20 protein-coding genes are annotated in these 22,466 nt (G+C 66.2%); 11 read left to right on the forward strand and 9 right to left on the reverse strand.

Annotated features, from left to right (window positions below; all coding sequences use genetic code 11):
• Entirely contained in the window at positions 1-1,341 is a 1,341-nt protein-coding gene (locus ACFOYW_RS17370) for a chloride channel protein (RefSeq protein ID WP_390231942.1), read from the reverse strand.
• Positions 1,342-1,469: 128 nt separating this feature from the next.
• Between ACFOYW_RS17370 and ACFOYW_RS17375 the strand changes: the two genes are divergently transcribed.
• Genes ACFOYW_RS17375 through ACFOYW_RS17400 form a run of 6 tightly spaced genes read left to right on the forward strand, consistent with a single transcriptional unit; the run spans position 1,470 to position 6,058 of the window.
• A complete protein-coding gene (locus ACFOYW_RS17375) occupies positions 1,470-1,940 on the forward strand; it encodes a MarR family winged helix-turn-helix transcriptional regulator (RefSeq protein WP_390231945.1) in 471 nt (156 codons plus the stop codon).
• 25 nt (positions 1,941-1,965) lie between these two features.
• On the forward strand, positions 1,966-2,442 hold the full coding sequence (locus tag ACFOYW_RS17380) for a hypothetical protein (protein ID WP_390231948.1): 477 nt from the start codon (positions 1,966-1,968) through the stop codon (positions 2,440-2,442).
• 57 nt (positions 2,443-2,499) lie between these two features.
• A complete protein-coding gene (locus tag ACFOYW_RS17385; protein ID WP_390231951.1) occupies positions 2,500-3,507 on the forward strand; it encodes a cytochrome c oxidase assembly protein in 1,008 nt (335 codons plus the stop codon).
• On the forward strand, positions 3,504-4,331 hold the full coding sequence (locus ACFOYW_RS17390) for a cytochrome c biogenesis CcdA family protein (RefSeq protein WP_390231954.1): 828 nt from the start codon (positions 3,504-3,506) through the stop codon (positions 4,329-4,331). The genes ACFOYW_RS17385 and ACFOYW_RS17390 overlap by 4 nt, the downstream gene beginning before the upstream one ends.
• Positions 4,328-5,548 (forward strand): redoxin domain-containing protein, encoded by a 1,221-nt coding sequence (locus tag ACFOYW_RS17395; RefSeq protein WP_390231957.1) that lies wholly within the window; start codon positions 4,328-4,330, stop codon positions 5,546-5,548. The genes ACFOYW_RS17390 and ACFOYW_RS17395 overlap by 4 nt, the downstream gene beginning before the upstream one ends.
• A 6-nt stretch (positions 5,549-5,554) precedes the next feature.
• On the forward strand, positions 5,555-6,058 hold the full coding sequence (locus ACFOYW_RS17400) for a hypothetical protein (RefSeq protein WP_390231959.1): 504 nt from the start codon (positions 5,555-5,557) through the stop codon (positions 6,056-6,058).
• 133 nt (positions 6,059-6,191) lie between these two features.
• Here the strand turns inward: ACFOYW_RS17400 and ACFOYW_RS17405 are convergent, their stop codons facing one another.
• Complete coding sequence (locus tag ACFOYW_RS17405; protein WP_390231962.1) at positions 6,192-6,926, reverse strand: DUF4396 domain-containing protein; 735 nt, start codon at positions 6,924-6,926, stop codon at positions 6,192-6,194.
• Positions 6,927-7,050: 124 nt separating this feature from the next.
• Here ACFOYW_RS17405 and ACFOYW_RS17410 point away from each other — a divergent pair, with 124 nt between their 5' ends.
• Positions 7,051-7,182, forward strand: coding sequence for a hypothetical protein (locus tag ACFOYW_RS17410; RefSeq protein WP_390231965.1), 132 nt, complete (start codon positions 7,051-7,053; stop codon positions 7,180-7,182).
• Positions 7,179-7,346 carry a hypothetical protein gene (locus ACFOYW_RS17415; protein ID WP_390231968.1) on the forward strand — a complete coding sequence of 56 codons (168 nt, stop codon included), beginning with the start codon at positions 7,179-7,181 and terminating at the stop codon, positions 7,344-7,346. Before ACFOYW_RS17410 ends, ACFOYW_RS17415 begins: the two co-directional genes overlap by 4 nt.
• A gap of 236 nt (positions 7,347-7,582) precedes the next feature.
• On the opposite strand, the gene ACFOYW_RS17420 is transcribed toward ACFOYW_RS17415, so the two are convergent.
• The 3 genes from ACFOYW_RS17420 to mobF form a co-directional block, all read right to left on the reverse strand.
• On the reverse strand, positions 7,583-9,604 hold the full coding sequence (locus ACFOYW_RS17420; RefSeq protein ID WP_390231970.1) for an AAA family ATPase: 2,022 nt from the start codon (positions 9,602-9,604) through the stop codon (positions 7,583-7,585).
• A gap of 1,170 nt (positions 9,605-10,774) precedes the next feature.
• Positions 10,775-11,206, reverse strand: a complete 432-nt coding sequence (locus ACFOYW_RS17425) for a hypothetical protein (RefSeq protein ID WP_390231973.1) — start codon at positions 11,204-11,206, stop codon at positions 10,775-10,777.
• Positions 11,207-11,308: 102 nt separating this feature from the next.
• A complete protein-coding gene (gene mobF, locus ACFOYW_RS17430) occupies positions 11,309-15,022 on the reverse strand; it encodes a MobF family relaxase (protein WP_390231976.1) in 3,714 nt (1,237 codons plus the stop codon).
• 60 nt (positions 15,023-15,082) lie between these two features.
• On the opposite strand from mobF, the gene ACFOYW_RS17435 reads away from it, so the two are divergent.
• The gene (locus tag ACFOYW_RS17435; RefSeq protein WP_390231979.1) at positions 15,083-15,511 is read left to right on the forward strand and encodes a hypothetical protein; all 429 of its coding nucleotides are present in this window, start codon (positions 15,083-15,085) and stop codon (positions 15,509-15,511) included.
• A gap of 194 nt (positions 15,512-15,705) precedes the next feature.
• Here ACFOYW_RS17435 and ACFOYW_RS17440 read toward each other — a convergent pair whose 3' ends face one another.
• Entirely contained in the window at positions 15,706-16,005 is a 300-nt protein-coding gene (locus ACFOYW_RS17440; RefSeq protein ID WP_390231983.1) for a helix-turn-helix transcriptional regulator, read from the reverse strand.
• 318 nt (positions 16,006-16,323) lie between these two features.
• Here ACFOYW_RS17440 and ACFOYW_RS17445 point away from each other — a divergent pair, with 318 nt between their 5' ends.
• Complete coding sequence (locus tag ACFOYW_RS17445; protein WP_390231986.1) at positions 16,324-17,043, forward strand: SOS response-associated peptidase; 720 nt, start codon at positions 16,324-16,326, stop codon at positions 17,041-17,043.
• Here ACFOYW_RS17445 and dnaE read toward each other — a convergent pair.
• On the reverse strand, positions 16,952-20,230 hold the full coding sequence (gene dnaE / locus ACFOYW_RS17450; RefSeq protein ID WP_390231989.1) for a DNA polymerase III subunit alpha: 3,279 nt from the start codon (positions 20,228-20,230) through the stop codon (positions 16,952-16,954). The two genes, ACFOYW_RS17445 and dnaE, sit on opposite strands and share 92 nt — an antisense overlap.
• A gap of 8 nt (positions 20,231-20,238) precedes the next feature.
• Positions 20,239-20,487: a DUF6504 family protein gene (locus ACFOYW_RS17455; RefSeq protein WP_390231992.1), complete on the reverse strand. Its 249-nt coding sequence runs from the start codon at positions 20,485-20,487 to the stop codon at positions 20,239-20,241.
• A 198-nt stretch (positions 20,488-20,685) separates the two neighbouring features.
• Between ACFOYW_RS17455 and ACFOYW_RS17460 the strand changes: the two genes are divergently transcribed.
• Complete coding sequence (locus tag ACFOYW_RS17460; RefSeq protein ID WP_390231995.1) at positions 20,686-21,246, forward strand: GIY-YIG nuclease family protein; 561 nt, start codon at positions 20,686-20,688, stop codon at positions 21,244-21,246.
• A 2-nt stretch (positions 21,247-21,248) separates the two neighbouring features.
• Here ACFOYW_RS17460 and ACFOYW_RS17465 read toward each other — a convergent pair whose 3' ends face one another.
• On the reverse strand, positions 21,249-22,061 hold the full coding sequence (locus ACFOYW_RS17465) for a hypothetical protein (RefSeq protein ID WP_390231998.1): 813 nt from the start codon (positions 22,059-22,061) through the stop codon (positions 21,249-21,251).
• Between the last annotated feature and the right edge of the window lie 405 nt (positions 22,062-22,466).

Raw genomic sequence — 22,466 nt, forward strand, 5'->3', positions numbered from 1 at the left:
TCACGCCGCTGAGGGCTCGTCGTCGTTAACGGCGCCGAGCATGCGCCGGTACTCGACGTCCTGCAGCCGCTCGATGTCCTGCCCACGCCGCAGCAGCTTCTGCGTGTAGATCGTCCCGTAGGAGATCGACCGGGAGATCAGCGTCGAGATCGCCGCCGTCAGCATCACCGGCAACGCGAGCGAGAAGTCCCCGGTCATCTCCACCACGGACGCGAGCCCCGTCAGCGGCGCCCGGGTTCCCGAGACGAAGACTCCGGCCATCCCGATCGCCGCGTACATCGCCGGGCTGCCGGCCGCGGCCCCGAAGAAGTGGTCGGCGATCATGCCGTAGGCGGTGCCGGTCATGAGTCCCACGAACAGCGAGGGGGCGAACACGCCACCAGACCCGCCCACACCCAGGGTCAGCGAAGTGGCGAGGATCTTCGCGGCCGCCAGCAGCACGATGAACCACAGCGCGTAATCGCCTTGAAGGGCTTTGAACATCACCGGGTAGCCCACCCCGTACATCTGCGGGATGGCCAGCAGCAGCAGACCCACGAGAAGGCCCCCGACGGCAGGGCGCGCCCACTCGGGGCGTCCGGCCCAGACCTTGTCGCAGAGGTCCTCGATGGCATAGAGCGTCCATTTGAAGAACTGGCCGACGACCGCGGCGATCACCGCGAGCAGCGCGATCAGCAGGTAATCGATCGAGTGATGCAGGCTGACGCCCGTCGGGAACTGGGCCAGGAACGGCGCGCCGCCGAGGATCGGCCGGATGATCGCGTCGGCGACCATCGAGGAGAGCATGATCGCAAACAAGGACCCCGCGGAGATCTCCCGCAGGATGATCTCGGCCCCGAAGAAGACGCCTGTGATCGGCGCGTTGAAGGTCGCTGAGATGCCGCCGGCGGCGCCGCATGCGACGAGGATCCGCAGCCGGCTCTCCGGCGCACGAACTGCCTGGCCGGTGCTCGAGGCCAGCGCCGAGCCGATCTGCACGATCGGCCCCTCCCGCCCAACGGATCCGCCGGTGCCGATGTTCAGCGCCGAGGCAAGTGCCTTCACCGCGGCGACCTGCGGGCGGATGCGCCCGCCGTTTTCGGCAACGGCGACCATCACCTCGGGAACGCCGTGCCCGCGCGCCTCCCGCGCCCACCGGTAAACGACAGGACCGAAGACGAGTCCACCGAGGGCCGGAATGAGCACATAGAAGCCGGAGCCCAGCCACGGCAGGTGGCTGCTCGCAACCCGGCCGGCCTGCCCGAACTCCTGCTTCCCGGTGGCCAGCCACGTGAAGCCATAGACCATGAACCGGAACGCGAGAGCGCCGAGAGCCGAGCCGGTTCCGACGATCAGCGCCATCAGGAACAACCCATAACGGTTATCCCGCAAGACCGCAGAAACCCGAGTTAAGATTGCACGCACGCAACTATTGTAAGAGTGCAATCATCCGTCACCGACCATGCGGGTCGGCACCAGAGGAGAAGTCGATGGCTGAAGCGAAAGAGCCGTCCGATCCGGCCGAGGCGACGCTCACCGCGTCCCGCGCGCTGCTGGGCATTGTGGCGCGCTCGGTCGCGCCCGCGCTGGAGGTCGTCTCGCTCCCCCAGTTCCGAGTACTCGTGCTGCTGTCCGCGGCCGGCCCCACGCGGGTGGGGCAGCTGGCCGAGAAGGTCGGCGCGAACCCCTCCACCTTCTCCCGCTCCATCGACCGCATGGTCGCCGGCGGCTGGGTCATCCGAGCAGAGAATCCCGACAGCCGCCGCGAGGTGCTCCTCGAACTCACCGATGACGGCCGGTGGCTCGTGGAATCCGTCACCGTCCGCCGCCGCCGCGCGCTCACAACCGTGCTCGAGCGGATGAGCCCCGCCGACCGCAGCGCCCTCACGAGCGCCCTCAGCGCCTTCAACACCGCCGCCGGCGAGACAAGCATCGGCGACCTCCTCGCCCTCGGCCTCTGACAGCCAGACTTCAAAGAAGGGTTGCATGCCTTCAAAAGCGGCCACCACACTCCTCCGGCTGCCGAATGTCCTCTATGGGGTGCACCTGGGCTGGGTGCTTGGAAACCGGTTCATCCAGCTGACGCATACCGGCCGCCTCAGCGGCCGCTTCTACACGGTCGTGCTTGAAATCCTGCGCTACAACCCGGACACCCGCGAGACGATCGTCATGTCCGGGTTCGGCACCAAGGCCAACTGGTACGCCAACATCCGCTCCGGTCGCGCCGCCTGGATCGACAAGGGGCACGGCCCCTACCGGGTCAACTACCGCCTGCTCGAGACCGAAGAGGCGGTATCCGTCCTGGCCGACTACGAGCGCCGCATCCGTCTGGTGCGCCCGCTCGCCGGCTGGGTGCTCGGACGGCTCGCCGCGTTCGACTACCACGGCACCGCCGCCGACCGCCGCCGCCGCCTGGTCGAGACCCTGCCGCTCGTCGCCTTCACTCCGATCGCCGAGAAGTAAGCCACCGCGCGCATGACCATGATCCCCACATCCTCGCCTCTGCCATCCGGTATGCCCATGCCCACAGGAACACCGATGGGCGGCGCGCGCATGTCGGGCCTCATGTGGATGCCGGCCGAGCCGCCCACGCTCGCCCGCATCGTCGCCTGGCATCCCCAGCCGATCCCGATCTTCCCGCTCCTCGGTATGGCGCTCCTCATCGCGTATCTTCTCGGCGTGGTCGTGCTGCGCCGCCGCGGGGACAGCTGGCCGATCGGCCGCATCCTGTGGTGGCTCGCAGGGGTGTTCACGATCGAGGCGATGACCGTGACCGCGGTCGACGGATACGGCATGGAGCTCTTCAGCATCCACATGATCCAGCACATGGTCATCGGCATGCTCACCCCGATCCTGCTCACCCTCGGCGCCCCGATGACTCTGCTGCTGCGCGTACTGCCCGCCGGCCGCGGGCGCAGCGCCCGCGGCACCCTGCTCGCGATCATCCACTCCCGCGCCGTGCAGGTGATCGGCAACCCGGTCGTGACCCTGCTGCTGTTCCTCGGCAGCCTCTACGGCCTCTACTTCACGCCCGCCTTCGACGCGCTGATGAGCACCATGTGGGGCCACAACCTCATGCTCATCCACTTCCTGGCCATCGGGATGCTGTACTTCTGGGGCGTGATGGGCATCGACCCGAGTCCACGTCGCGGCGGCGGGTTCATGGGCGCCTTCGGCAAGCCGGTGATCCGCGTCTCGGAACTCGCAGCAACGGTCCCCTTCCACGCCTTCTTCGGCATCGTGATCATGATGGCCAGCACGCTCATCGTGCACTTCTACGCCCGCCCGTACCCGTCGTGGCACGTCTCGCCGCTGTCGGACCAGCAGACCGCCGGCGGCATCGCCTGGGGCTTCACCGAGCTGCCGACCCTGCTGGTGCTCGGCGTGCTGTTCCTGCAATGGCAGCGCTCGGATGCCCGGCATGCCCGCACCGCCGCGCGCAAGATCGCCCGCTTCGGCGACACCGAGCTCGATGAGTACAACGCGCGCCTGGCAGCGCTGGCCGCCCGGGATGCCGGGCGCCCATGAGCGCGGCGCTCGTCTACGCGTTCACGCTGGGTCTGGTGGGGCTGCTGAACCCCTGCGGCTTCCCACTGCTGCCGGCCTACCTCGCCCTGTTCCTCGGCGAGCAGGACGGCGGCTGGACGACACGGGTCGTACGCGGCCTGGCCGCAGGCGGCAGCCTGACCGCGGGGTTCATCCTCGTCTTCGGGGTCCTCGGCCTCGCCGCCGGCGCGGTCTCCACGGTCCTCGATCCGGTGATTCCGTGGTTGATGATCGCCTGTGCCCTCGCCCTGCTCGTCGTCGGCGTCCTCGCCTCCGCTAGCCGGATGCGGGAGCTGCGCCTCCCCGCCCTGCCCTTCCGGCCCGGCACCGGAGCTGTGACGATGGTCGGCTTCGGCGCCGCCTATGCGCTCGGTTCCCTCAGCTGCTCACTGCCGCTCTTCCTCGCCGGCGTCTCCAGCGCTCTCGCGCGCGGGGGCACGACCGGGGTACTCGCGTTCCTCGCCTACGGGATCGGGATGGGGCTGTTCGCCACCGGCGCCTCCGTCACCGCCGCCGTGGCCGGTGCGAGTGCCGTACGGGGTCTCGGGCGCGCCGCCCGTATCCTGCCGCGCATCGCAGGCGCGATGTGCGCCCTGGTCGGCGCCTACCTCCTCCTGTACTGGGTGCGAGACCTCGCCGCCCCGAGCGTGCAACTATCGGCGATCACCGTCGTCCAGGACGTCCAAGCGCGGCTCGCCGCCTGGTTCAGCGCCGCCGCGCTCCCCCTCGCCGCCCTTCTCGCCGCGATCATCATCGCCGCTTTCAGCTCGCTAGCCATCACCGCCCAGAAGGAGGCCGACCGTTGACCGCTCCCACCCCGACGCCCACACGCCGAGCGCGAGCAGCTGTGCTGATGTGGACCGGTGCAGCCGTCGTCCTCGCGCTCATCATCGCCATCGCCCTCGTCGCGATCGCAGGCAAGAACAGCACCTCCGCAGCTTCATCCGACGACTACCTGCGCGCCGGGCTCAACAAGCCCACCGCTGATCTGCTCTCCCTGGACCCGATGACCGGCGAAGGCACCGTCACCGCGCCGGCGATCAACCTGACCAACGAGAACGGCACGCCGCTGACCCTCAACCGGTTCCGCGGCAAAGTCGCCATCGTCACCGTCAACGACGACCAGTGCACCGACCAATGCGCGCTCTTCGCCCAAGACATCCAAGCCGCCGACAAAGACCTCACCGCTGCAGAGCGTGCCCATATCGTCTTCGTCGCGATCAACGCCAACCCCTACTACCCGTCTGTCTCCGACACCCTCGCCTGGAGCAAGCAGCATGGCCTCGCGGCACTGCCGAACTGGTACTACGGCACCGGATCCCCGGCGCAGCTCTCCGCCACCTGGAAGGCATGGGGAGAGCCCGTCGAGCTCGACCCGAAGACCCGGACCGTCGAGCACGGCACCGACATCTTCATCGTCGGCCCCACCGGCAACGAAGTCGATCTCGCCACCTTCGGCGACGAGTCCGCCGACACCGGCCCCTTCGGCCACGGCCTCGCCCAGATCGCCGTCGACGCACTACCCGCCGCCCAGCGCGGAAAGGTGGCCGGCGCGAACCTGCCGGCACCGCTCACCGACGGGACAGATGTCGGCGCCACTCCCGCTCCGTTCTCCCTCGCGTCGCTGACCGGCAGCGGGAAGGTCTCGACGGCATCCGACCGCGGCACGTACACCGTGATCAACTTCTGGGCGAGCAGTTGCTCGGCCTGCACCACTGAGATGCCCGATTTCCAGCGTGAATACGGCCAGCTCGACGGGAAAGTGGCGTTCCTCGGCATCGACGTCAGCGACCCGACGGATGCCGGACGCTCCTTCGCCACCAAATACCACGTGACATACCCGCTCGTCGCAGACCCCAAGGGCTCGATCGCAGGACGCTTCCGCATAACGGGCCTGCCCTACACCGTGATCCTCTCCCCGCAGGGCGAGGTGCTCATCAGGCATCCCGGCACCTTCACCCACGACGAGCTCGCCTTCGTACTCCAAGACCTCGACACCTCACTCCCCGACAACGATGACTAAAGACTGATGACCAAGGCACACCCCCTCACCGCGATCGCCGCCGGCGCGGTTCTCGTCCTGGCCCTCGCCGGGTGCACGAGCACAGCCCGAAGCGATGCCGGATGGGTACCGAAGCCGCACTGCCCGACCCCCGCGGCCCTCGCAGCGGCATCAGCGTTGCCGTCCCTAAAGTTCGCCGCGCACACCTCACAGCCCGAGACGCTCACGAAGACCGGCTGCGCCTACCTGGCCGGCGACAACGCGACACGACTGGACGTCGAACGCGACCCCGGACCCCCAAGCGAGATTGCCTTCGGCACCGCAGCCCACCTCACCATCACCCAGAAACCCAAGCTCGGGCCAGGGGCAGAAACGGCACGCTCGTCCTCCTTTCGCGCCCTCATCGCACCCGCCTCCGGAGGTGCCACCCTGCAGATCCAGGTCATCGCCTCCGGCGACACCGACATCGCCTCGGCCTGCCGGCAGCTCACCACGCTGCTTCCACAGTTCGCCACTCGACGGACAACGTGAGGCCCGGGTCGCGCGGCAGTCCTGGGGCATGCGACCACGTACGAATCCCCGCACTCACGCCCGGACGGCGCCCGCTGCTTGCGCGCTGTGCTAGCGAGCCGCGTAGCTCACCGCGCGCGGCGGCAGGTCTCTCCTACATCGCTTCCTTGATCCCCTTCTGGATGAGAACGGCGTTCACGGGGTAGCTGCAGGCGAAGCCGACGAGCATCGCCAGCTGCATGCCCAGCCAGAAGACGGCGGTCGTTGCAGGAAGCATGCCGCCCCACAGCGGCCGTGCGACCAGGAACTGGATGATCGCCATCGTCCCGTACATCCCCAGCTGCCACGCCAGGATCGAGAAGGTGTCCGCCTTCAGCGCATCCCGCAAGGAACGCCGCCGCGGCTGATCCCGCATCGGCGCGATCGCGAAGTACTGGAACACGATGCCCAGCACGAAAGCGAGCACCAGATCCCAGATCCACGCCGCAAAGAGATGCACCTCATACAAGTGATGCCACCCCACCGCAACCGCCAGCACCGGAAGCATCACAATCGCGAACTCAGCGATGAGATCACCGAGCGCACACCCGGCCCCGCAATGCGTCGTCCCGATAGCAATAGAGGCCCAACGCGGATGCTTGCTCGTCGCGCGATCGTCGCCTACGGCATCGGGGCGCTCCGCCCGCCCATAGCGGCGATACAGCCACACCCACAAGCCGCTGCCGAACAAGGCGGTAATCGGCCACACGAGATTCATGATCGCCGTCCGCTGCGGACGCCGGGCCACGTCGACCGCCGTCCACACCGCGCATCCCACCGCCGCAATAAGGGAAAGTGTGGCGACGACCGTCAGCCAGACGGGAACCTCCGCGTTTGTCAACTCCGTCACCGCACGCCTCCCCTCACGTAACGACCGCGTTACGGCTTTCGCTGATCTCCCGCAACCGGATTGAGAAACCATTTACATTCTGCAACTGTTGCAGGGATGCAATCAACCGCACAAGGGAGGCCCCATGTTGCACATTGATCCCGCAGACCTCGACGACCCCAGCTCGGTAAGCGTCGACCTCACCGACCTGCACGACGCCGTGCTGAGGCAACTCGGCGCCAATGAGGCGCACCGCCGAAAGGCGGTCGACGAGTGAGCATCGACCCCTTCCACCCCGACGACGCAGGCGACTACTCCGCGATCTACGAAGGACGACACACCCGCGGACGAGGCCGCGGCCTCGGCCTGCGCATCGCGGTCGTTGTTGGCGCAGTCGTACTCGTGGCGGCGGCAGCCGTCGTCGCCGTCGCAGTCGTCTGAATCGTGGTGCCTCCCCAATACGGCACGACAGTGAGAACAGCCGATGCGCTGGGTCCGGAACCGCCGCTGGCAGACCGCAGCATCACCGCTCCAGGAGACGCGCACGCCTCAGTCTTCTCGGACTGCGCGACGCATCAGACGGCAATCGACCTCCACGTCGTACACCTGTTGTGCCGCCTCATCCATTCGCGCGTGGTGTGGCGCGAACGTATTCGCAGAGAGATCCGGTCATCGAGTTACAACGCCTTGTTGACGGCTGTTGCGAGTTTCTCCCATGCCGCGCGCTCGTCATCGGTGAGAGCCGTGTATCCGTTCTGTCCGAGCCAGTTCATGAACGACTTCGAGAGCTTCCACTTGGAGACGCTCTTGGTCCCGTGCTCAGCGGCAAGAATTTCCATGATCGGCCGGGTCGGTTGGGCGGCGATCGTGGCAATGCTGTCCCAGCCGAGGTCTTTGGCGCGTTCTGCGAGTGTGCTGCGGAACAGATCCTCGATCTCGGCGCCGCGGTATGGAGTCACGAGGAAATCTGCAACCCGCAGAATTGCTTTCTTGGGAAGGAGGGCGGTCAGAGCGTCTTGGGTTGCCGCCTGGTCGCCGGCGTTATCGGAGTCCAGGAGCGCGGCCACGTCCAGACTCTGGCCCGCGTAGATCGTGCAGAAATATGCGACCTTGCTCGCCGTCCCCGCAGGGATGACCGCCGGCGTGCCTTTGAGTGTTGGCCCGTTCTCGGCGTCAGCTGCGGAGTTGACCGCGTTGAGGTAGAACATGTCGGTCACGCCCTCGCACACCAGATTCTTCTTCTGGGCGAACAGCGTCTGCGCGAGCTCGTATCCGAGAGCGGCCTGGAGGGGGAAGATCGAGCGGGGGTCGTCCACCTGGACGCGGGTGTGTACCTTGGTGCCCTCTTCGCGGCTTGGCATTTCCACGATGCGTACGAGATCGAGCTCGTCGGAGCCGACCATGAAGGGCGAGTGGGTGCTGTAGATGATCTGGTTGTCCTCGCCCAGCAGCGAGATGGTCTTGCGGAACTCCTGCTGTTTCAACGCGTGCAGGCTCAGTCCCGGCTCGTCGAGGAGCAGCACCGCGTTCTTCAAGTCGTCTGTGGCCTGGGCGCGGAAGACGACGAAGAAGGAAACCAGCCACCGGAAGCCCTCGCTGCGTTGGTCGAGCTCTACCTCCACGCCCAAGTCGTCGACGACCATGACCTTTAGATACTGACCGTCCGCGATCAGACGGAGGGTGAGCTGCTCGTCGCCCCACACACGGCGCAGATCGCGAGTGAGCTGCACCCCGGCGGCGTTAAGCCGATATTGCCGAGCGTCCAACTTCCGCTGATGCTCCTGCACAGCCTGGTCATGGGCTTCCCGGACGGCTTCGTTCTGCTCGTACTGCGGCGGCTTCACCGGGGCACCCGCGCCGAGCTCAGAGAGCTCCTGCGCGGTGAAACCAAGGAACTTCAGCAGGCATAGGTTTCCGAAGTCGTATTCATCATCGATGTCGTCGCGCGCCTGACGCGCCGCGAGGGATTCGAGGTCGATGCGAGGGCGCACGGTGAAATATGTGGAGTAGTACACCAGCAACGGGGTGCGCGCGTTCAGAATCCCGACGGCTTTCTTCAAGTCCGCGCCGTACTCGGTGGCCGCGTGCAGGCGCGAAAGCCGCGCCGTCTCTTTGTCATCCTCCTCGTCCACGATCGGGGTGGCCTGCTGCACCAAGCCCGCTAGCGACGTCGCCAGGGTTTCGGTGATCTCGGCAGAGTCCGAGTTGGTCAGCAGGTTCTCGAACGCTGTGATGATCGCAGTTTCGGCCTCTTGCTTCTCCAGATGCGCCTTCAGTCGCACCAAGTCCTGCCTGAGCTCCTTCATCGTCGGAGCATCAGCGATACCGGTCAGCGTGTATCGGCGGACGTTGTCGAGGTAACGGTGCCAGGTGAGTGAGGCGTCCTTCTGCACGGCAAGGCTCCCGGGCAGCGCCGCCCGATCGCTCTCATCGAGCGCGAAGGTCACCTCCGCGACTTTGATGTCCTCGACCTTGGCTTTCCCGGTCTGGATGTCGTTGAGGTGCGCGCGGGGGTAATCAGCTAGGAAGTCGAGCTGCCCGGTGTCATCCGGCGGGTTCACGGTCTGGATTGCTTTCAACAGGGCGGTCTTCCCGGACTCGTTGATCCCGACGAGGATCGTCTTGTCCCGCTCTAGCGCGAAGTCGTTGGAGTCCAGCACGGACCGGTAATTGCGCACACGCGCCTGGGAAATCCTCATCGCTCTCCACTTCTCCTGGTCGGATACTACGGGCCAGCTGTGACATTGACTCACCCTTGGCACCGCGCGGCGACGCGGAACCGCGGAGCGTGCGGACTTAGGGGCCCTTGCGTCTCTGGCTGTGATCGGTCCAGTCGCTTCCAGATCCTGATGCAGTAGAAGCCGCCCTTCTCGGCTTCACAAGAGTCGAAGCCCACTTCACCTGCTCAGCCCACATGCGACCGAAGAGCCCTTCTATGGGCCGCTTCCAGGAGACAGCGAGAACTGAGGGCGCCGCAGCGTCTTGGTCTTCGCTGCTGGCGATATGGCTACGAAGCTCAGCTTCTCCGAAAACCGGAGAGTGGCGCCGAGAAGCGGCTGCGTCACACGAGAAACGTCGACTAATTATCGAACCGTATGCCGATCGGTCCATCGCCGACCGAGCTGAATAGACCTCTGACCGGGAGCTTTGGTGGATCTGGAGGGACTCGAACCCTCGACCCCCTGAAGTCGGGCCGCATCCTCGACGTGGAATCTCGTTCCCCGTGGACTCTGCCGATCTCGACAAAACTCCTGACAAATCGGCTCGTTGCCGGAGCCGGTGCTGTACCTCTTCTATTAAGCATCGTCCAGGCTGCTGGTGTCTAGAGAGGTCTCGGCTGCTCTGAAGTGTCGAATATGTGTCGACCTGGATTGGGCGGCTCGTTGAAGCGGGCTTGCAGTTGGTGCAACATTTGTGGCCCTGGTGGTTGTGCTCGCCACCGCCGCGTCGCCAGTCACCGGCGGTTCCATGCGCCCGTTCCGGAGATTGCGGTCTGCTGGCTTCGTGCACCTCGGCTGCCGGTTCAGGGGTCACTCGAAATAGGGGTCGCGTCCGGGTCTGTGGGGGAAACCGAATGCGGAAGCCGCCAGCACCGGCACGAGGGAGGGCCCGAGCGTCTGAGCGGTGCGGCGCCGGCGGTCGAGACAGCGTGCGTCCACCTCGCCTCTGATCGACGCGGCGACGTACAGGAGCCCGAAAGGAACTCAGGCGGTCCCCCGCAGCATCACGCTGCAGGTGGCTCAGGCCTCCCTTCACCTCTCCTGTCGCCCTCACGGTTGTTTAGAGTCCGTCCCGTTGCGGACTTCGCGACGCCGTAGGCTCCTCTCGGTGCCGGCGTGAAATCACATCAGAGGAACCGCGTTTCAGCGCTAGGACCGGGATTGGGCGCGCATCCCGACTAGCAATTCACGTCGTTCGGTGCGGGTGAGCTTGTCGTGCTGGCGTCCTTCTGCGGCCTCAGCCGCGTAGACGTCCCGGACGGTAGCCCTCAGCATTCGCGCCTCCTGTGCTCGCACCCGGAAGAGCTTGACGGCGCTGATGGGGATGAACATGAGGAACTTAATGGCGTCCCAGAGTGCGACCGCTGCGAGCAGGTATAGCCATGGGCTGAGTCCCTGCTGAACGGCGTAGCTGATGCCGAGGAACATCCCGCCGTACGCGACGGCGCCGGCGAGTCCCACCACTCCGCCCCATCTGAGGCCACGCCGGCTACGGAGCCGCCAGAGCACGATGTTGGAGGGCCCGTACTTCTGCAGCAGCTCGTAGACGCGCACGCAGATGGTCCAGACGATGCTCATCATGACGTTGCCTCCTTCCGGCGGCTTTGCTGTTATGGCCAGGGTAGGTCGGACTCTGGTATTCCGGTATCGCTGAGGTCAGTTGAGCACCACCCACTGACATTCTTAACGGGACAGGTCTGGCGCATCCGGTCGGATCGAGCGCGAGCCGCCTGTTTGTCGCTGCGCTACGCCGAGTTCCCGTGCGGTGCGCAGAGCGTTCTCAGCGCGTTGCCGGTCGATGCGGCGAATGCTATTCCCAGTGCCGACGGGACCGAGAGGTGCCAATCCCGTCACCTCGTACCGATCACGGTAGGCGGCGACGACCGCAACGCTGCGCAGCCAAGCCTCTTCTCGGACAGGATCTGCCGGTCGCACCCCAAGCCCGGCGGCCCAGGAACGGGCATCGGTGACGGCCGCCTCGGCGAGGGCTCGGGCACGCTGCTCTATGAGTTGCTCACGTTCGTCAAGAGCGGTCTGAAGCTCTGCGGGCATATGACCCTCGGCTTTCGGGATCAGGCCAGCGATGAGGTTGGTCACCGCCGGAGCACCCACTGGCCTGCGCGTGACGGCGCGTTGGATGCGCCAGCGCAGGACACTGGCGACATCCTCGACGTCTGTCCAGTCGCGGGAAGCTGCGGCCACCTTCAGGAGCCACTGAGGGTCATGTCCATTGGCTTCGGCGCGCCGCAACTCGACGATGAGCGGGCCGAAGGTGTCGGCTTCGATGATCTGGTCGATTTGCTTCTCGGCGAGTCCAGAGTGCTCGAGGGCCTCGATCCAGCGCTCGCGTTGCGCGGTCTGGGCTACGGTTTCATACTCGGCGGCGAGCTGAGTGATGTTGGTCCAGGCCTCCTGCTCGCGGGTGGTGGCCTCATGGGCGGATATTTCGGCGCCGGAGTGGTGGAGGATCCCGGTGAGGACCATACGTGCGGTGATGTCTTGCCCAAGCTTCTGGTGTTCTTCGAGATCGGCTTCGTCGGTGGACACGTAGGCGATATTGCTGTCGCGTCCGCGGGTCATGGCTACGTAGAGGGCTTCGCGGGTCATAGACGAGGAACGGATAACCGAATGGGCGCGATCAACTGTCATGCCTTGGGCGCGGTGCGTGGTCACGGCGTAGCCGAGCTCGACGTTCTCGGCCACATACGGGGCCGGCAGTCGGAGGCGGCGCGGGTCGGTGGAATGAGCGCGGCGCACCGTCAACGACCCGTCGCGGTGGTGGGCCGTGACGGTCCAGCTGTCGCCGTTCTTCACCCAAGTGGAACCCGCGGTGAGACGCCGGTCGTTCTTGCGGGTCACGATGATGTCTCCTCGTCCAGCGAGGTTGCCATCGTGGAGAGCCACACCATCGGCGGCCACGTCTCCTGCCTCGATCAGATCGAGCCGCGCCCGCAAGTTGAGCTGGGTCACCAGCTCGATCGTCTCGGCGATCAGTACCGTACGGACGCCACGGGCTTTATCTGCAAGCCAGCCATGATAGGCGGCGTCCAGGACATCGTCCTGCGGTGCGGGCAGAATGCGTCCGTGCCGGGCATACGCGGTGATCGAGTCCTCCTCGCCGAGGCGCAACTGCAGGGATGCGCTTCGTTCCCAACTGTTGCGGAAACGGTGAAGGGCGGTCAGCTCGGGAGTGTCATCGCGCGTGCGGGCGAGCATGCCAAAGGCGCCGCCGGCGTCGATAGCCGTCAGCTGCGCCCAGTCCCCTACCAGGAGCATTTTCGCTCCTACCTCGGCGGTGTGCTGCGCGAGGGCGTGCAGGGACAGGGTCCCGGCAAGCGATGCCTCGTCCACAATAAGGAGGTCCCCCGCGTGGAGCCGCCAGCCCTCGATGTCGGCAAGGATGCCCCGGCGTCGTCCGTGCAACCAGTTGACCTGCCTGCGAGCCTCCGCGCGGGAAAGTTCGTGGTCCCGAAGACGATGGGCCACGGTGGTGAGCTGCGCGTCGATCTCGCGGATCTGCGTCGCGCGCTCGGCGCCGCGGCGATGCTCGTGGAGCCACTTCGCGGTGTTCTCGGTTTGGATGCCGAGCTCTTCCGACAGCACCTCGGCTGCGGAGGACGACGGGGCCAGGCCGACCACGCTTCCGGACCCGTGCTCGGCTTCCCAGATCATCCTGAGCATCCCCAGCGTCGTGGTCTTCCCCGCCCCGGCGGGACCCACGAGCACGTCGACAATCCGCTGCGAGGAGGCAATCTGAGCCAGCGCGGATCGCTGATCCGGGCCGAGCAGCAGCCCATTGGCATCCGGCTGTGACGCCGCCTCCTCGACGGCGTCGAGCGCAACTCCCGGGCCGGAGCAGGTGGCCGCCAGTTCGAGAAGCTCGTCCTCCACCTCCAGCACACGCGTTGACGAGTAGACCATCGTCGCCTTCGGGCGGAACACGCTGCGACCACCAGCATCGTGGAATGGTGTTGGTGACGAAGCAACTTCAGCGGGTGTCAGCTGGAGCGACAGTTTCTCGGCCTCATCGGCGATCAGTCCGATCAAAGCTTGCCGATCCTCTGAGGTGGCGAAGCGGAAGGGCATGCTAGTGCGCGCTGCTTCCGCCATCAGGTTCCAGCGCCGCCAAGTGGACCGTTTGGTTCCGACTGTGTTCACCACCGACGCCGCCAGCGCCACGACGTCATCAGCCGCAATGTCGTCAACCCGGAGCATCCGCCGCTCATTGCCCTCGAGCAAGTGTGCAATTGCCCAAGCCGCGGCATCGTCGCCGAGAACGCGCGCGGCTCGTGTGCGCCATCCCTGGGTCAGCTCAGAGAGGGAGTGAGGCTCCTTCTCGGGCCGCGTGGACAAGGTCGCCTGCTGGCGCAGATGCAGGATGGTGGCTCGCGCAGGGAAGCGCCCGTGCACGTCCAGGTAGGCCTGGATGAGGCGGTCTGCCTCGGCGTTGATGTCGTGGGTTCGATTGGAGAACTCGTCCAGCAGCTCGTCAGGGACGACCTCCAGCTCCCACGCCGGCGTGCGGTTCGGCCCACGCTGCCGTTGCTCCCAACCCAGACCGAGGCTCGCGCTGATTCGGTCGCTGAGCACGGCGTTGTAAATCTCCGACAGAGCGACCACCGACGCGAACAGGGGCCTGCCGTCCGGGGCACGCCACTTCCCGTCCAACCCCTGCACCTTGTTCCCCACGACAACATGCGTATGCAGTTGCGGATCGCCGGCACGCGAGTCGTAGTGGTCGAATGCTGTCGCAATGAGCCCGCTCGTCTCAACCTGAGCTACCGCGCCCCCGCGACCGTTGAAGCCCACCCGTGTCATGATGACGTCCTGCTCCATCACCTGCAGCACATCTTCGACTGCCGCGAGATGCGCGTTCGCGATCAGCGACTGCGTACCCGCATCGCTGACCGCCCACAGCACCGAGACGCTTTTCGGGACCGAGAAGGTGAAGTCGAATCCCGCGACCGCGCGTCTTTGAGTACGGTCCTCCTCCTCACGCGTGATCGTCGCGATGCTCGCGGCGCGCTCATCATCGGGCATCCCTTCGGGCAGCACCTTGGTCCGGCGTTCGATCCGTTCCTGGACCGTTTTGAACTGCCCGTAAGGGCGACCCAGTTGGACTCCCGTTACCGGGTCCATCCCCTGGCCCAGGAATCTGGCAAGGCCCTCTTCTGAGACCTCATCTCCGGGTGCAAGCGCGCCGTCAGCGAGACCTGCGACGCCGGAGCCCAACCATCGACCGGGAGGCGTTCCCTTCTCCTGGTAATAGCGCGTAAGCGGCGAACTGAAGTCCCGCTGCCCATCCCCAGACACGACAGTGCGCCAGAGATACAGATATCCGTCGCCAGCAGACATCACCCGCATCGAGACCGTCACACGGTTCAGGTGGTCGGACACCCCCAAAGGAACTCCGAAGGTAGACGACCTTACGCGTGGAATGCCCTTTAGCGTGACGCTATGGAATGGATCACAGGCGTGGCAGTTCCATTGCTGCTCGGGCTGTTAGCCGCCTTCGGCGCAACGTGGTACTCGAACAAGAAAAACGCGCAGCGGCTCAAACGCGAAGCCGACGAAAACGTCGCGAACGCTGTCCGGGCATACATCCGCTCGCTCCGAGACACATCGGACTATCTCGAGGCGCAGGCGATGGCATACGGAGGGTGGGACCCTACGAAAGCCGTGATCAACCACGGCGGACAGAGTGCGGTCCGCGATGCGTACACCGCGGCAGCACGCTATTTCCATCGGCTCGATATTCGGAGTGAGGACAGGAATCCGTTGCGGAATGAATTTCCTGACTACGGCCAGCACCCGATGGATGGGGCCGGTAACTTCCACGAGCGCGCAAACCAGATCCAGGCACTCCTCGACCGCGGCCTGAAGTGATGGGCAGCATTTGAAGTACTCGCCGACGGTGCACACCCGGACGGCTTGGAAATCGTCTCACACGCTTGAGACAACATCCCTCTCGCTCAGTCCTGGACCGGTTTCCCAGCGCAGGCTGAAGAGCGGTGGCACAGGTCACGCTATTACGCCAGCCCCACCCTGAGCTCCTTGCCACTAAGCGTATGCACGTGAAGCTAAAAGTCGGCATGCCGGTGAGAAGGATCTGACTCTTGGCGAGTCAGCGGGAGAAGCAATTCGCCCAGGTCCATCTCGAAAGCGCGGGCCAGTCGGAACCACGTATCCAAGCTCCCTCGCGTCGCTTCCCGACCGGGGTTGCGTCTCGGTTTGCCTGACTCAAGGGTGACAAGAGTAGAACGACCAATGCCGGTTCGGGCTGCGAGGTCGTCATATGACCACCCGCGCTCGTGGCGCAGCCGCGACAGATGGAGCCTCAGCGCCTCGTAGTCGGGCTCATCGGAGCGGGAATCGGCCACGACTCAAGACCATCGGACAGACCTCTTGCGGCTGTTATGGCTATCCATCACAATTATGGCTAGCCATCCTCGGGCTGGTCGCCGCTATACCCCTCCTGTTGACTCGTCTGGATAGAGTCCCGCGCCCTACGACAGTTGATGCGCACAGCCCGGGGATGGCATCTGCTTCAAGAGCGAGCACGACGCCTGCAGGCGATGCCGCGAGCGCGAACGGGGTCTGGCGCGGAGATCGATGCTGGTCAAAGCTCTGGCGGGGTGCCACCAGCAATCTCGGAGACGAGGTCGATCACCCGTTGATCGGGGGCGATACTGGCTTGCATGTGCGGTCGCTATGTGGTGCCGAAGACGGACGGCCTTGCGTCGCTGTTCGACGTCGACCTACTAGCAGAGAATCTGCCAGAGCCGACGTTCAATGCCCGCCCCAGCTTTTCGCTGACAGACCCGGAGCCGCCCGTTCCGGTCATCGTCGAGGCGATCCCGGACGACGACCGACTGGTGCGTCGGATGGAGCCCGGGTTCTGGTCGTACATTCCATCGTGGGCGAAGGAGTTGCCGCGGAATACGTTCAACGCGGTGAGTGAGGAGGCTGCGTCGAAGCCGACGTGGAAGGCGGCGGTGAAATCGAAGCGGTGCGTGGTGCCCGCGGCGGCGTACTACGAGGCGGGCGGTCGCGGAAAGAACGCCTACCGTTATGCCTTCGCACACCCGGGTGATGAGGTTCTTCCGCTGGCTGGCTTGTGGAGGTGGTGGCGGCCAGCCCCGGATGCGCCCTGGTTGCTGACCTTCGCGATCTTGACGATCCCGTCACCGACTCCGGGTATCGCGGCCGTGCATCATCGTTCACCTTTGGTACTGGATCGGGGCCTGGTGGACACCTGGCTTGATCCACGGCAGGCCGGCGATCAGGCGTTCCTGGACATGGCCGCCACGAGGGCGGCGGATCTGGTCAGCGGCTTGCGGTTCTGGGAAGTGGCACGGTTGGATGTGAATTCGGAGGAGATGCTGGCGCCGCGCGTCGACGCGTCTCCGCTTCTATAAGGTCCCAGGCCATCTCGCCGGTGACGGAGATGCCTCGGGCGCCTGACCGGCGGGTGCGGCCGCGGATCAGCAGGTAGGAGGTGCGGAAGATCCGGTTCCCGGCCTTCTCCTGAGCGTCCGGGAAGAGCACCACGTTCGCTAGCCCGGTGCCGTCGTCGAGGGTGATGAACACGGTTCTGCGGCCGTTGCGCATGGGCGGGGTGTTGGTCGCGCGTCGAACCCCGGCAAGGAGCACCTCGGTGCCGCCGGGAAGGACGATCAGGTCGCGGGCCGGGGTGACACCGAGTTCGCGGAAGAGCGTGTGAAACCGTGTCATGCGGTGACCGGCGATGGACACGCCGAGCTGCTGCAGCTCCAGGTCGGTCTGGGTGTGCGCGTGCAGGTCCATGGCGGTCACTCCGTCCAACCGTGGGATGGGCAGGTCGAGGTCGAAGGCGAGCTGTGTGGCCGGCACCTTCTGTGCGCTCCCGGTGACGCGGCGGATGTGCGCCAGGAGCTCGTGGCGGCGGTTTCGGTCGTGGTCGATGAAGGCGTCGAGGGCGCCGACACGGGCGAGGCTGTCGAAGATCCGGCGCCGTGGCCGTACGCGATCGCGGAAGTCCTGCAGGGAGGTGAAGGGCTGATGGTTCACGATGCGCTGTCGCTCCTTCTCCGAGGATCCGATTACCTCGGTGACCGCCACGCGCACGCCGAGTCGACCGTCTACGGTGCGTTCGAGGCGGTAGTCGAGGCCGCTGTTCTGGACGTCGATGGGCAGGAGCGGGATGCCGAGGTGACGGGCTTCGGCGATGATCAGGTCTTTGGGCCACATGCCGGGGTCGTGCGTGAGGAGACCTGCCATGTGCTCGGCCGGGTAGTGGGTCTTCAGCCATGCGGATTGGTAGGTGGGGAGCGCGAAGGCAGCGCCGTGGGCTTTTGCGAAGCCGAAGGACGCGAAGCCTTTCAGGATGCCCCAGACCTTCTCGACGACCAGTGGCGGGAATCCGCGTGCGATCCCGCGCTCCCGGATGAGGTGTTCGATGTCGGGGAGGTGGCGGTCGTCGGCGAGCCACCGGCGGTAGACGTCGGCCTTGCCGAGGCCGCACCCGGTGAGCGCGTCGATCAGCCGCATGACCTGCTCGTGAAAAACCACGACGCCACGCGTCTCTTCCAGGATCGGTTTCAGGCGTGGGTGGATGTAGTCGGGCATCACCTCGCCGTGGCGGGCTTGGAGGTAGTGCAGGGGCATGTCGTTCTTCATCGGCCCCGGCCTGAACAGGCTGATGTCGATGGTGAGATCGTTGAAGACTTCAGGCTGGAGCTTGCCCACGAGTTCCATCTGGCCCGGGGATTCGACCTGGAAGATCCCCAGCGTGTGGGTCGACCGGATCGTCTCGAAGGTGGCCTGGTCATCGAGCGGAATGGCGTCGAGATCGATGCGCTCACCAGTGAGGCGCTGGTGCTCCGTGACGGCGTGGGCCATGGCCGACTGCATGCGTACGCCGAGGATGTCGAGCTTGATGAGGCCCATGGGGTCCATGTCGTGCTTGTCGAACTGCGACATCGGCAAGTCCAGCCCGGACATCTGCACCGGGGTGCGATCCAACAGGGTCCGGTCGGAGAGGATGACGCCGCAGGGGTGCACGGAGACGTGCCGGGGCAGCTGGTCCAGCCGCTCCGTCAACTCCACCAGCAGATCCAGCTCGCGGCGGTTGCGGACCTGTTCGGCGAACTCGCTCAGCTCCGGCTTCTCCACGAGGGCCTGACGGAACTCGCCGGCGTCGAAGCGCCACAGCTCCTTCGCGATCCGATCCACTTCCTCCGGGGCCAGGCCAAGAGCGTGGCCGGCGTCACGGACGGCACCGCGGGAGCGGTACTGGTTCTGCATCGACATCAGCGTCACCCGCTCACTCCCGAACACGTCGAAGATGCGCCGGTAGATGTCATGCCGGCGCGCGGACTCCACATCGAGGTCGATGTCCGGGAGGGTGAGCCGTTCGGTCGAGAGGAATCGCTCGAAGATCAGCCCGTTGCTGATCGGCTCCACCCCCGAAGTGTGCAGCAGGTAGTTCAGTACGGAGCCGACGCCCGAGCCGCGGGCCTGGATGCGCGCCCCCATCTCCCGGATGAGGTCCGCGACCTTCGCGACGGTCAGGAAGTAGGCCGGGAAGCCCAGTTGCTCGATGATCCCCATCTCGTGACCCAACTGGTCCTCGACCTGCCGAACAAGGCGGGCCGAGGCACCGGCGTACCGAGTAGGGATCGCATCACGCGCCCGGGCCCACAGCTCCGCCATCGGTGCGCCGGTGATCCCGATCACGGAGGCCTCGGGCATCACCGGCCTCTTCCAGCCCACGTCTTCGGCGGTCAGGACGCAGCGTTCGGCGATCTCGTTTGTCGCCGCGACGAGTTCGTCCGCGGTGCGCTCATGCGCGGTCACGTCCAAGACCATGCGGGCCACCTGCCGCATCAGCGCCTCCGGCTTCAACCACGCCTGCCCGGTGGGCTGGACCTCCGGCAGATCCTCCAGGGGAAGCAGGAGTCGGGCAGAGTCCGCGACGTCCGCCGTCGCCGCTTCCTCCGGCGTCCCGTACCGCACGGCGTTCGTCAGCACTGCCGACAGGCCGGCCAGTTCGGCCAGCTCCAGCATCCGCGTCGCGGGAGTCACGCTGCCGGCACCCCCCGGCTCAGCCAGGTGGCACACCACCTCCACCACCACCGCACCGGACTCGAACTGCCGCGTCCACCAGGCGAGTGCGCGACGGGCGTCCGGCATCCGCCGGTCCAGTACGGCCTGGCCCACGTCGGACTCCGGCCCCAGCAGCACGAACATGCGCCTGCCGATCGCGAGCTCCGCCAAACGTGCGCGTGTGATGGCGGGGCTGCCCGAGTGCTCGTGTGCTGCCGATACCGCCCGGCACAGGGCGGCATACCCGGCCCGTCCGTCGTGGTCGCTGCGCGCCAGCACAACCGCGCGACCCAGCGGCGCGCCCTGCTCGTCGAAGACCGCCAGTTCCGCGCCGAGGATCGGGCGGATGCCCGCGGTCAGGCAGGCACCGATGTGCTTGACGGCGCCGTAGAGACCGTCCCGGTCGGTGAGTGCGAGGGCGGTGGCGCCGTGTGCTGCTGCGAGGGGGACGAGGTGCTCGGGTGGGGTCACGCCGAGATGTGCCGAGTAGCCGGAGTGCACATGCAGGTGCGTGAACACGCGCGCCCCTACTCCCAGGCGAGCATCAGCTGCCAGCCGTCGCCGTCGCCCAGACGCAGGAGGTCGTAGCTGGCGACATGGTCGCCGTCGCAGGTCGCCTCCACCCGCCAGAACTCTTTGTCGATCCGCAGGAGATCCGAGCCGAGCTCGCGCCACCAGTTGCGCCGCTGATAGAACGATTGCGGCTGCCCGATCACCTCGTACTCGAAGCGACGCCACACGAATGAGCGCGGCTCCCCGTCCGGGGACAACGCCACGGAGATACTTTCTTCGATTTTCTCCGGCATCACATCACTCCCAGATCGAACAGGCTTGCGATACGGCAGTGTATGTCGGCACACTGACAACGCCAACCCACCCCGGTGCCGCGAAGGCCCTCATCGAAGCTCAGCCGTACCGAGGCTCGACGACGAGCAGGCACCGGCCGGGGCTGGAGTGTGAAAGGAGACCACCGGATGACGTCTAGCAATGCGCCGACGTGCGATGTCCGCGACTGCGGAAGCCCGGCAGCCCCTGGCGCGCCGTTCGCGCTATGCCCGGGGCATCTCGCGCTGGCGGCGGACTGGGTCGGGCAGCAGCTCGGCGTCGAAAACGTCCTCCCGTCGCCGTGCGTGGCCTGCGGGGCGCGCCTTGGCATCCGCTACCCCTCGGGGTGGCTGTGCGCGGTGTGCGAATGGGTCTACGGCACCAGCCCGGACGAGGACCTTCCCCGGCCGCGCGTGGACGTCGTCTACTACATCCGCTTCAAGGACCGGATGAAGATCGGCACCACCAGCAACCTGCGCCAGCGCATGTCCCAGCTCTGGCACGAGGAACTCCTCGCCATCGAGCCCGGCGGCCGCGACCGCGAACGCGCCCGGCACAGCCAGTTCAGTGCACAGCGTCTCGAGTCCAGCGAGTGGTTCAGCCTCAGCCCGGAATTGCTCGCCCACGTCGACACGCTCCGTCGCGGCATCGACGACCCATGGGCGCTCTACGCCCGCTGGCTCAGCGAGGCCATCGCCGCGCGCGCCTGACATCACAGCAGATAGGCGTCGACGAGGAGCGATCCGCGCAGGGCCCGCAGTTCGTCCACGAGCCGGCTGAATGTCTTGCCAGTGACCCCGCTCGCCAGGACGTCGTGCTCGTTCAAGAGCTCCAGCCGCCCGGTGCGTACCCGGATGACATCCCACCCGGCGGAGCGCACGATGCGGTCCTTGCGCTCATCGACTTTCTGCCGTCGCCCGACATGCTCGAGCCCGTGCCGGCCCGTGCTGTCATACTCGACCGCCACCCGCAACTCCGGCAAGAGAATGTCCGGCCACACCTCGAGGTGATCGAAGAACGGGCGGCCTGCGCGGATCGCGTTCGTCCCGTGCGTGACCATCAGGCGCTCCTGGAGGCCCGCGCGCAACTCAGCCTCAATGGCTGAGGCGGGCCGCGGCGCGCATTCGCTGACAAAGGCCTCGCCCACCGGCAACGCCGGCGTCTTCTCGCACAGGACTCGCTTCGGCCGTGACGGCGCAGCAGTCGACGACGGACGGCGGCCGAGCGCGAGCTGAAGACACTCGGGGCACCACACTGACCGGCGCCGCATCTGGCCTGGGCGGTCCCGCTGTTCGGCTGGGGTGGCCACGAAAATGTGGCCGACGTCGCACTGCCACTGCAGCAGCACCTCGGCCGCGGGTGGGATCTGCGTCAGCGTGATCCCGGCATTCAGGTCTGGGTGATCCTGCCGGATCAGCACTGGGAACGGCGCCCACGCCTCCCGGTACGTGCCCACCGGATACGGCACCTCGGTGCCGCGCGAGAACTGCCTGCGCGCCCACCACCGATCCACCGGCTCCGCCATGCCGTGCAATTTACGTCCGACCACCGACAGTTGCTCGTAGGGCTGGGCGACGGCACCGTATTGGACCGCCTCCCCCGCCCCTTGCATCGCTTGAGCGCCGCGAATCCGTCATCGCGCCGATTCAGGACGGCCCCTGTATCGCATGCCGACATGGGGAGTTCCAAACGACCGCGCCCTGAGGTGAGGCAACCGAAGGCGCGCTCAGGCAACGGTTGCGACGCCTGAAGCAAGCGCAACCATGACGCAACGCCCCGCGTATGTGCCGACGTAGTCCGACCAGACTCGTGCAACCCCTCTAGCTGCGGGTCTGTCCGATGAACGGTGTTTCTGGGCTGGCGGTCATTAGTTGATGCGGCCCTCGAAAGCGATCGCGAACGCGTTCAGCGCCGGCTTCCATCTCGTGGC

This window comes from Gryllotalpicola reticulitermitis, assembly GCF_042651345.1.
Taxonomy (GTDB): domain Bacteria; phylum Actinomycetota; class Actinomycetes; order Actinomycetales; family Microbacteriaceae; genus Gryllotalpicola; species Gryllotalpicola reticulitermitis.

Bases quoted from the DNA above. Each gene is read 5' to 3' on its own strand.
- ACFOYW_RS17370 (WP_390231942.1), bottom strand. From the start codon at position 1,341: ATGGCGCTGATCGTCGGAACCGGCTCGGCTCTCGGCGCTCTCGCGTTC.
- ACFOYW_RS17375 (WP_390231945.1), top strand. From the start codon at position 1,470: ATGGCTGAAGCGAAAGAGCCGTCCGATCCGGCCGAGGCGACGCTCACC.
- ACFOYW_RS17380 (WP_390231948.1), top strand. From the start codon at position 1,966: ATGCCTTCAAAAGCGGCCACCACACTCCTCCGGCTGCCGAATGTCCTC.
- ACFOYW_RS17385 (WP_390231951.1), top strand. From the start codon at position 2,500: ATGCCCACAGGAACACCGATGGGCGGCGCGCGCATGTCGGGCCTCATG.
- ACFOYW_RS17390 (WP_390231954.1), top strand. From the start codon at position 3,504: ATGAGCGCGGCGCTCGTCTACGCGTTCACGCTGGGTCTGGTGGGGCTG.
- ACFOYW_RS17400 (WP_390231959.1), top strand. From the start codon at position 5,555: ATGACCAAGGCACACCCCCTCACCGCGATCGCCGCCGGCGCGGTTCTC.
- ACFOYW_RS17410 (WP_390231965.1), top strand. From the start codon at position 7,051: ATGTTGCACATTGATCCCGCAGACCTCGACGACCCCAGCTCGGTAAGC.
- ACFOYW_RS17420 (WP_390231970.1), bottom strand. From the start codon at position 9,604: ATGAGGATTTCCCAGGCGCGTGTGCGCAATTACCGGTCCGTGCTGGAC.
- ACFOYW_RS17425 (WP_390231973.1), bottom strand. From the start codon at position 11,206: ATGATGAGCATCGTCTGGACCATCTGCGTGCGCGTCTACGAGCTGCTG.
- ACFOYW_RS17435 (WP_390231979.1), top strand. From the start codon at position 15,083: ATGGAATGGATCACAGGCGTGGCAGTTCCATTGCTGCTCGGGCTGTTA.
- ACFOYW_RS17445 (WP_390231986.1), top strand. From the start codon at position 16,324: ATGTGCGGTCGCTATGTGGTGCCGAAGACGGACGGCCTTGCGTCGCTG.
- ACFOYW_RS17460 (WP_390231995.1), top strand. From the start codon at position 20,686: ATGACGTCTAGCAATGCGCCGACGTGCGATGTCCGCGACTGCGGAAGC.
- ACFOYW_RS17465 (WP_390231998.1), bottom strand. From the start codon at position 22,061: ATGGCGGAGCCGGTGGATCGGTGGTGGGCGCGCAGGCAGTTCTCGCGC.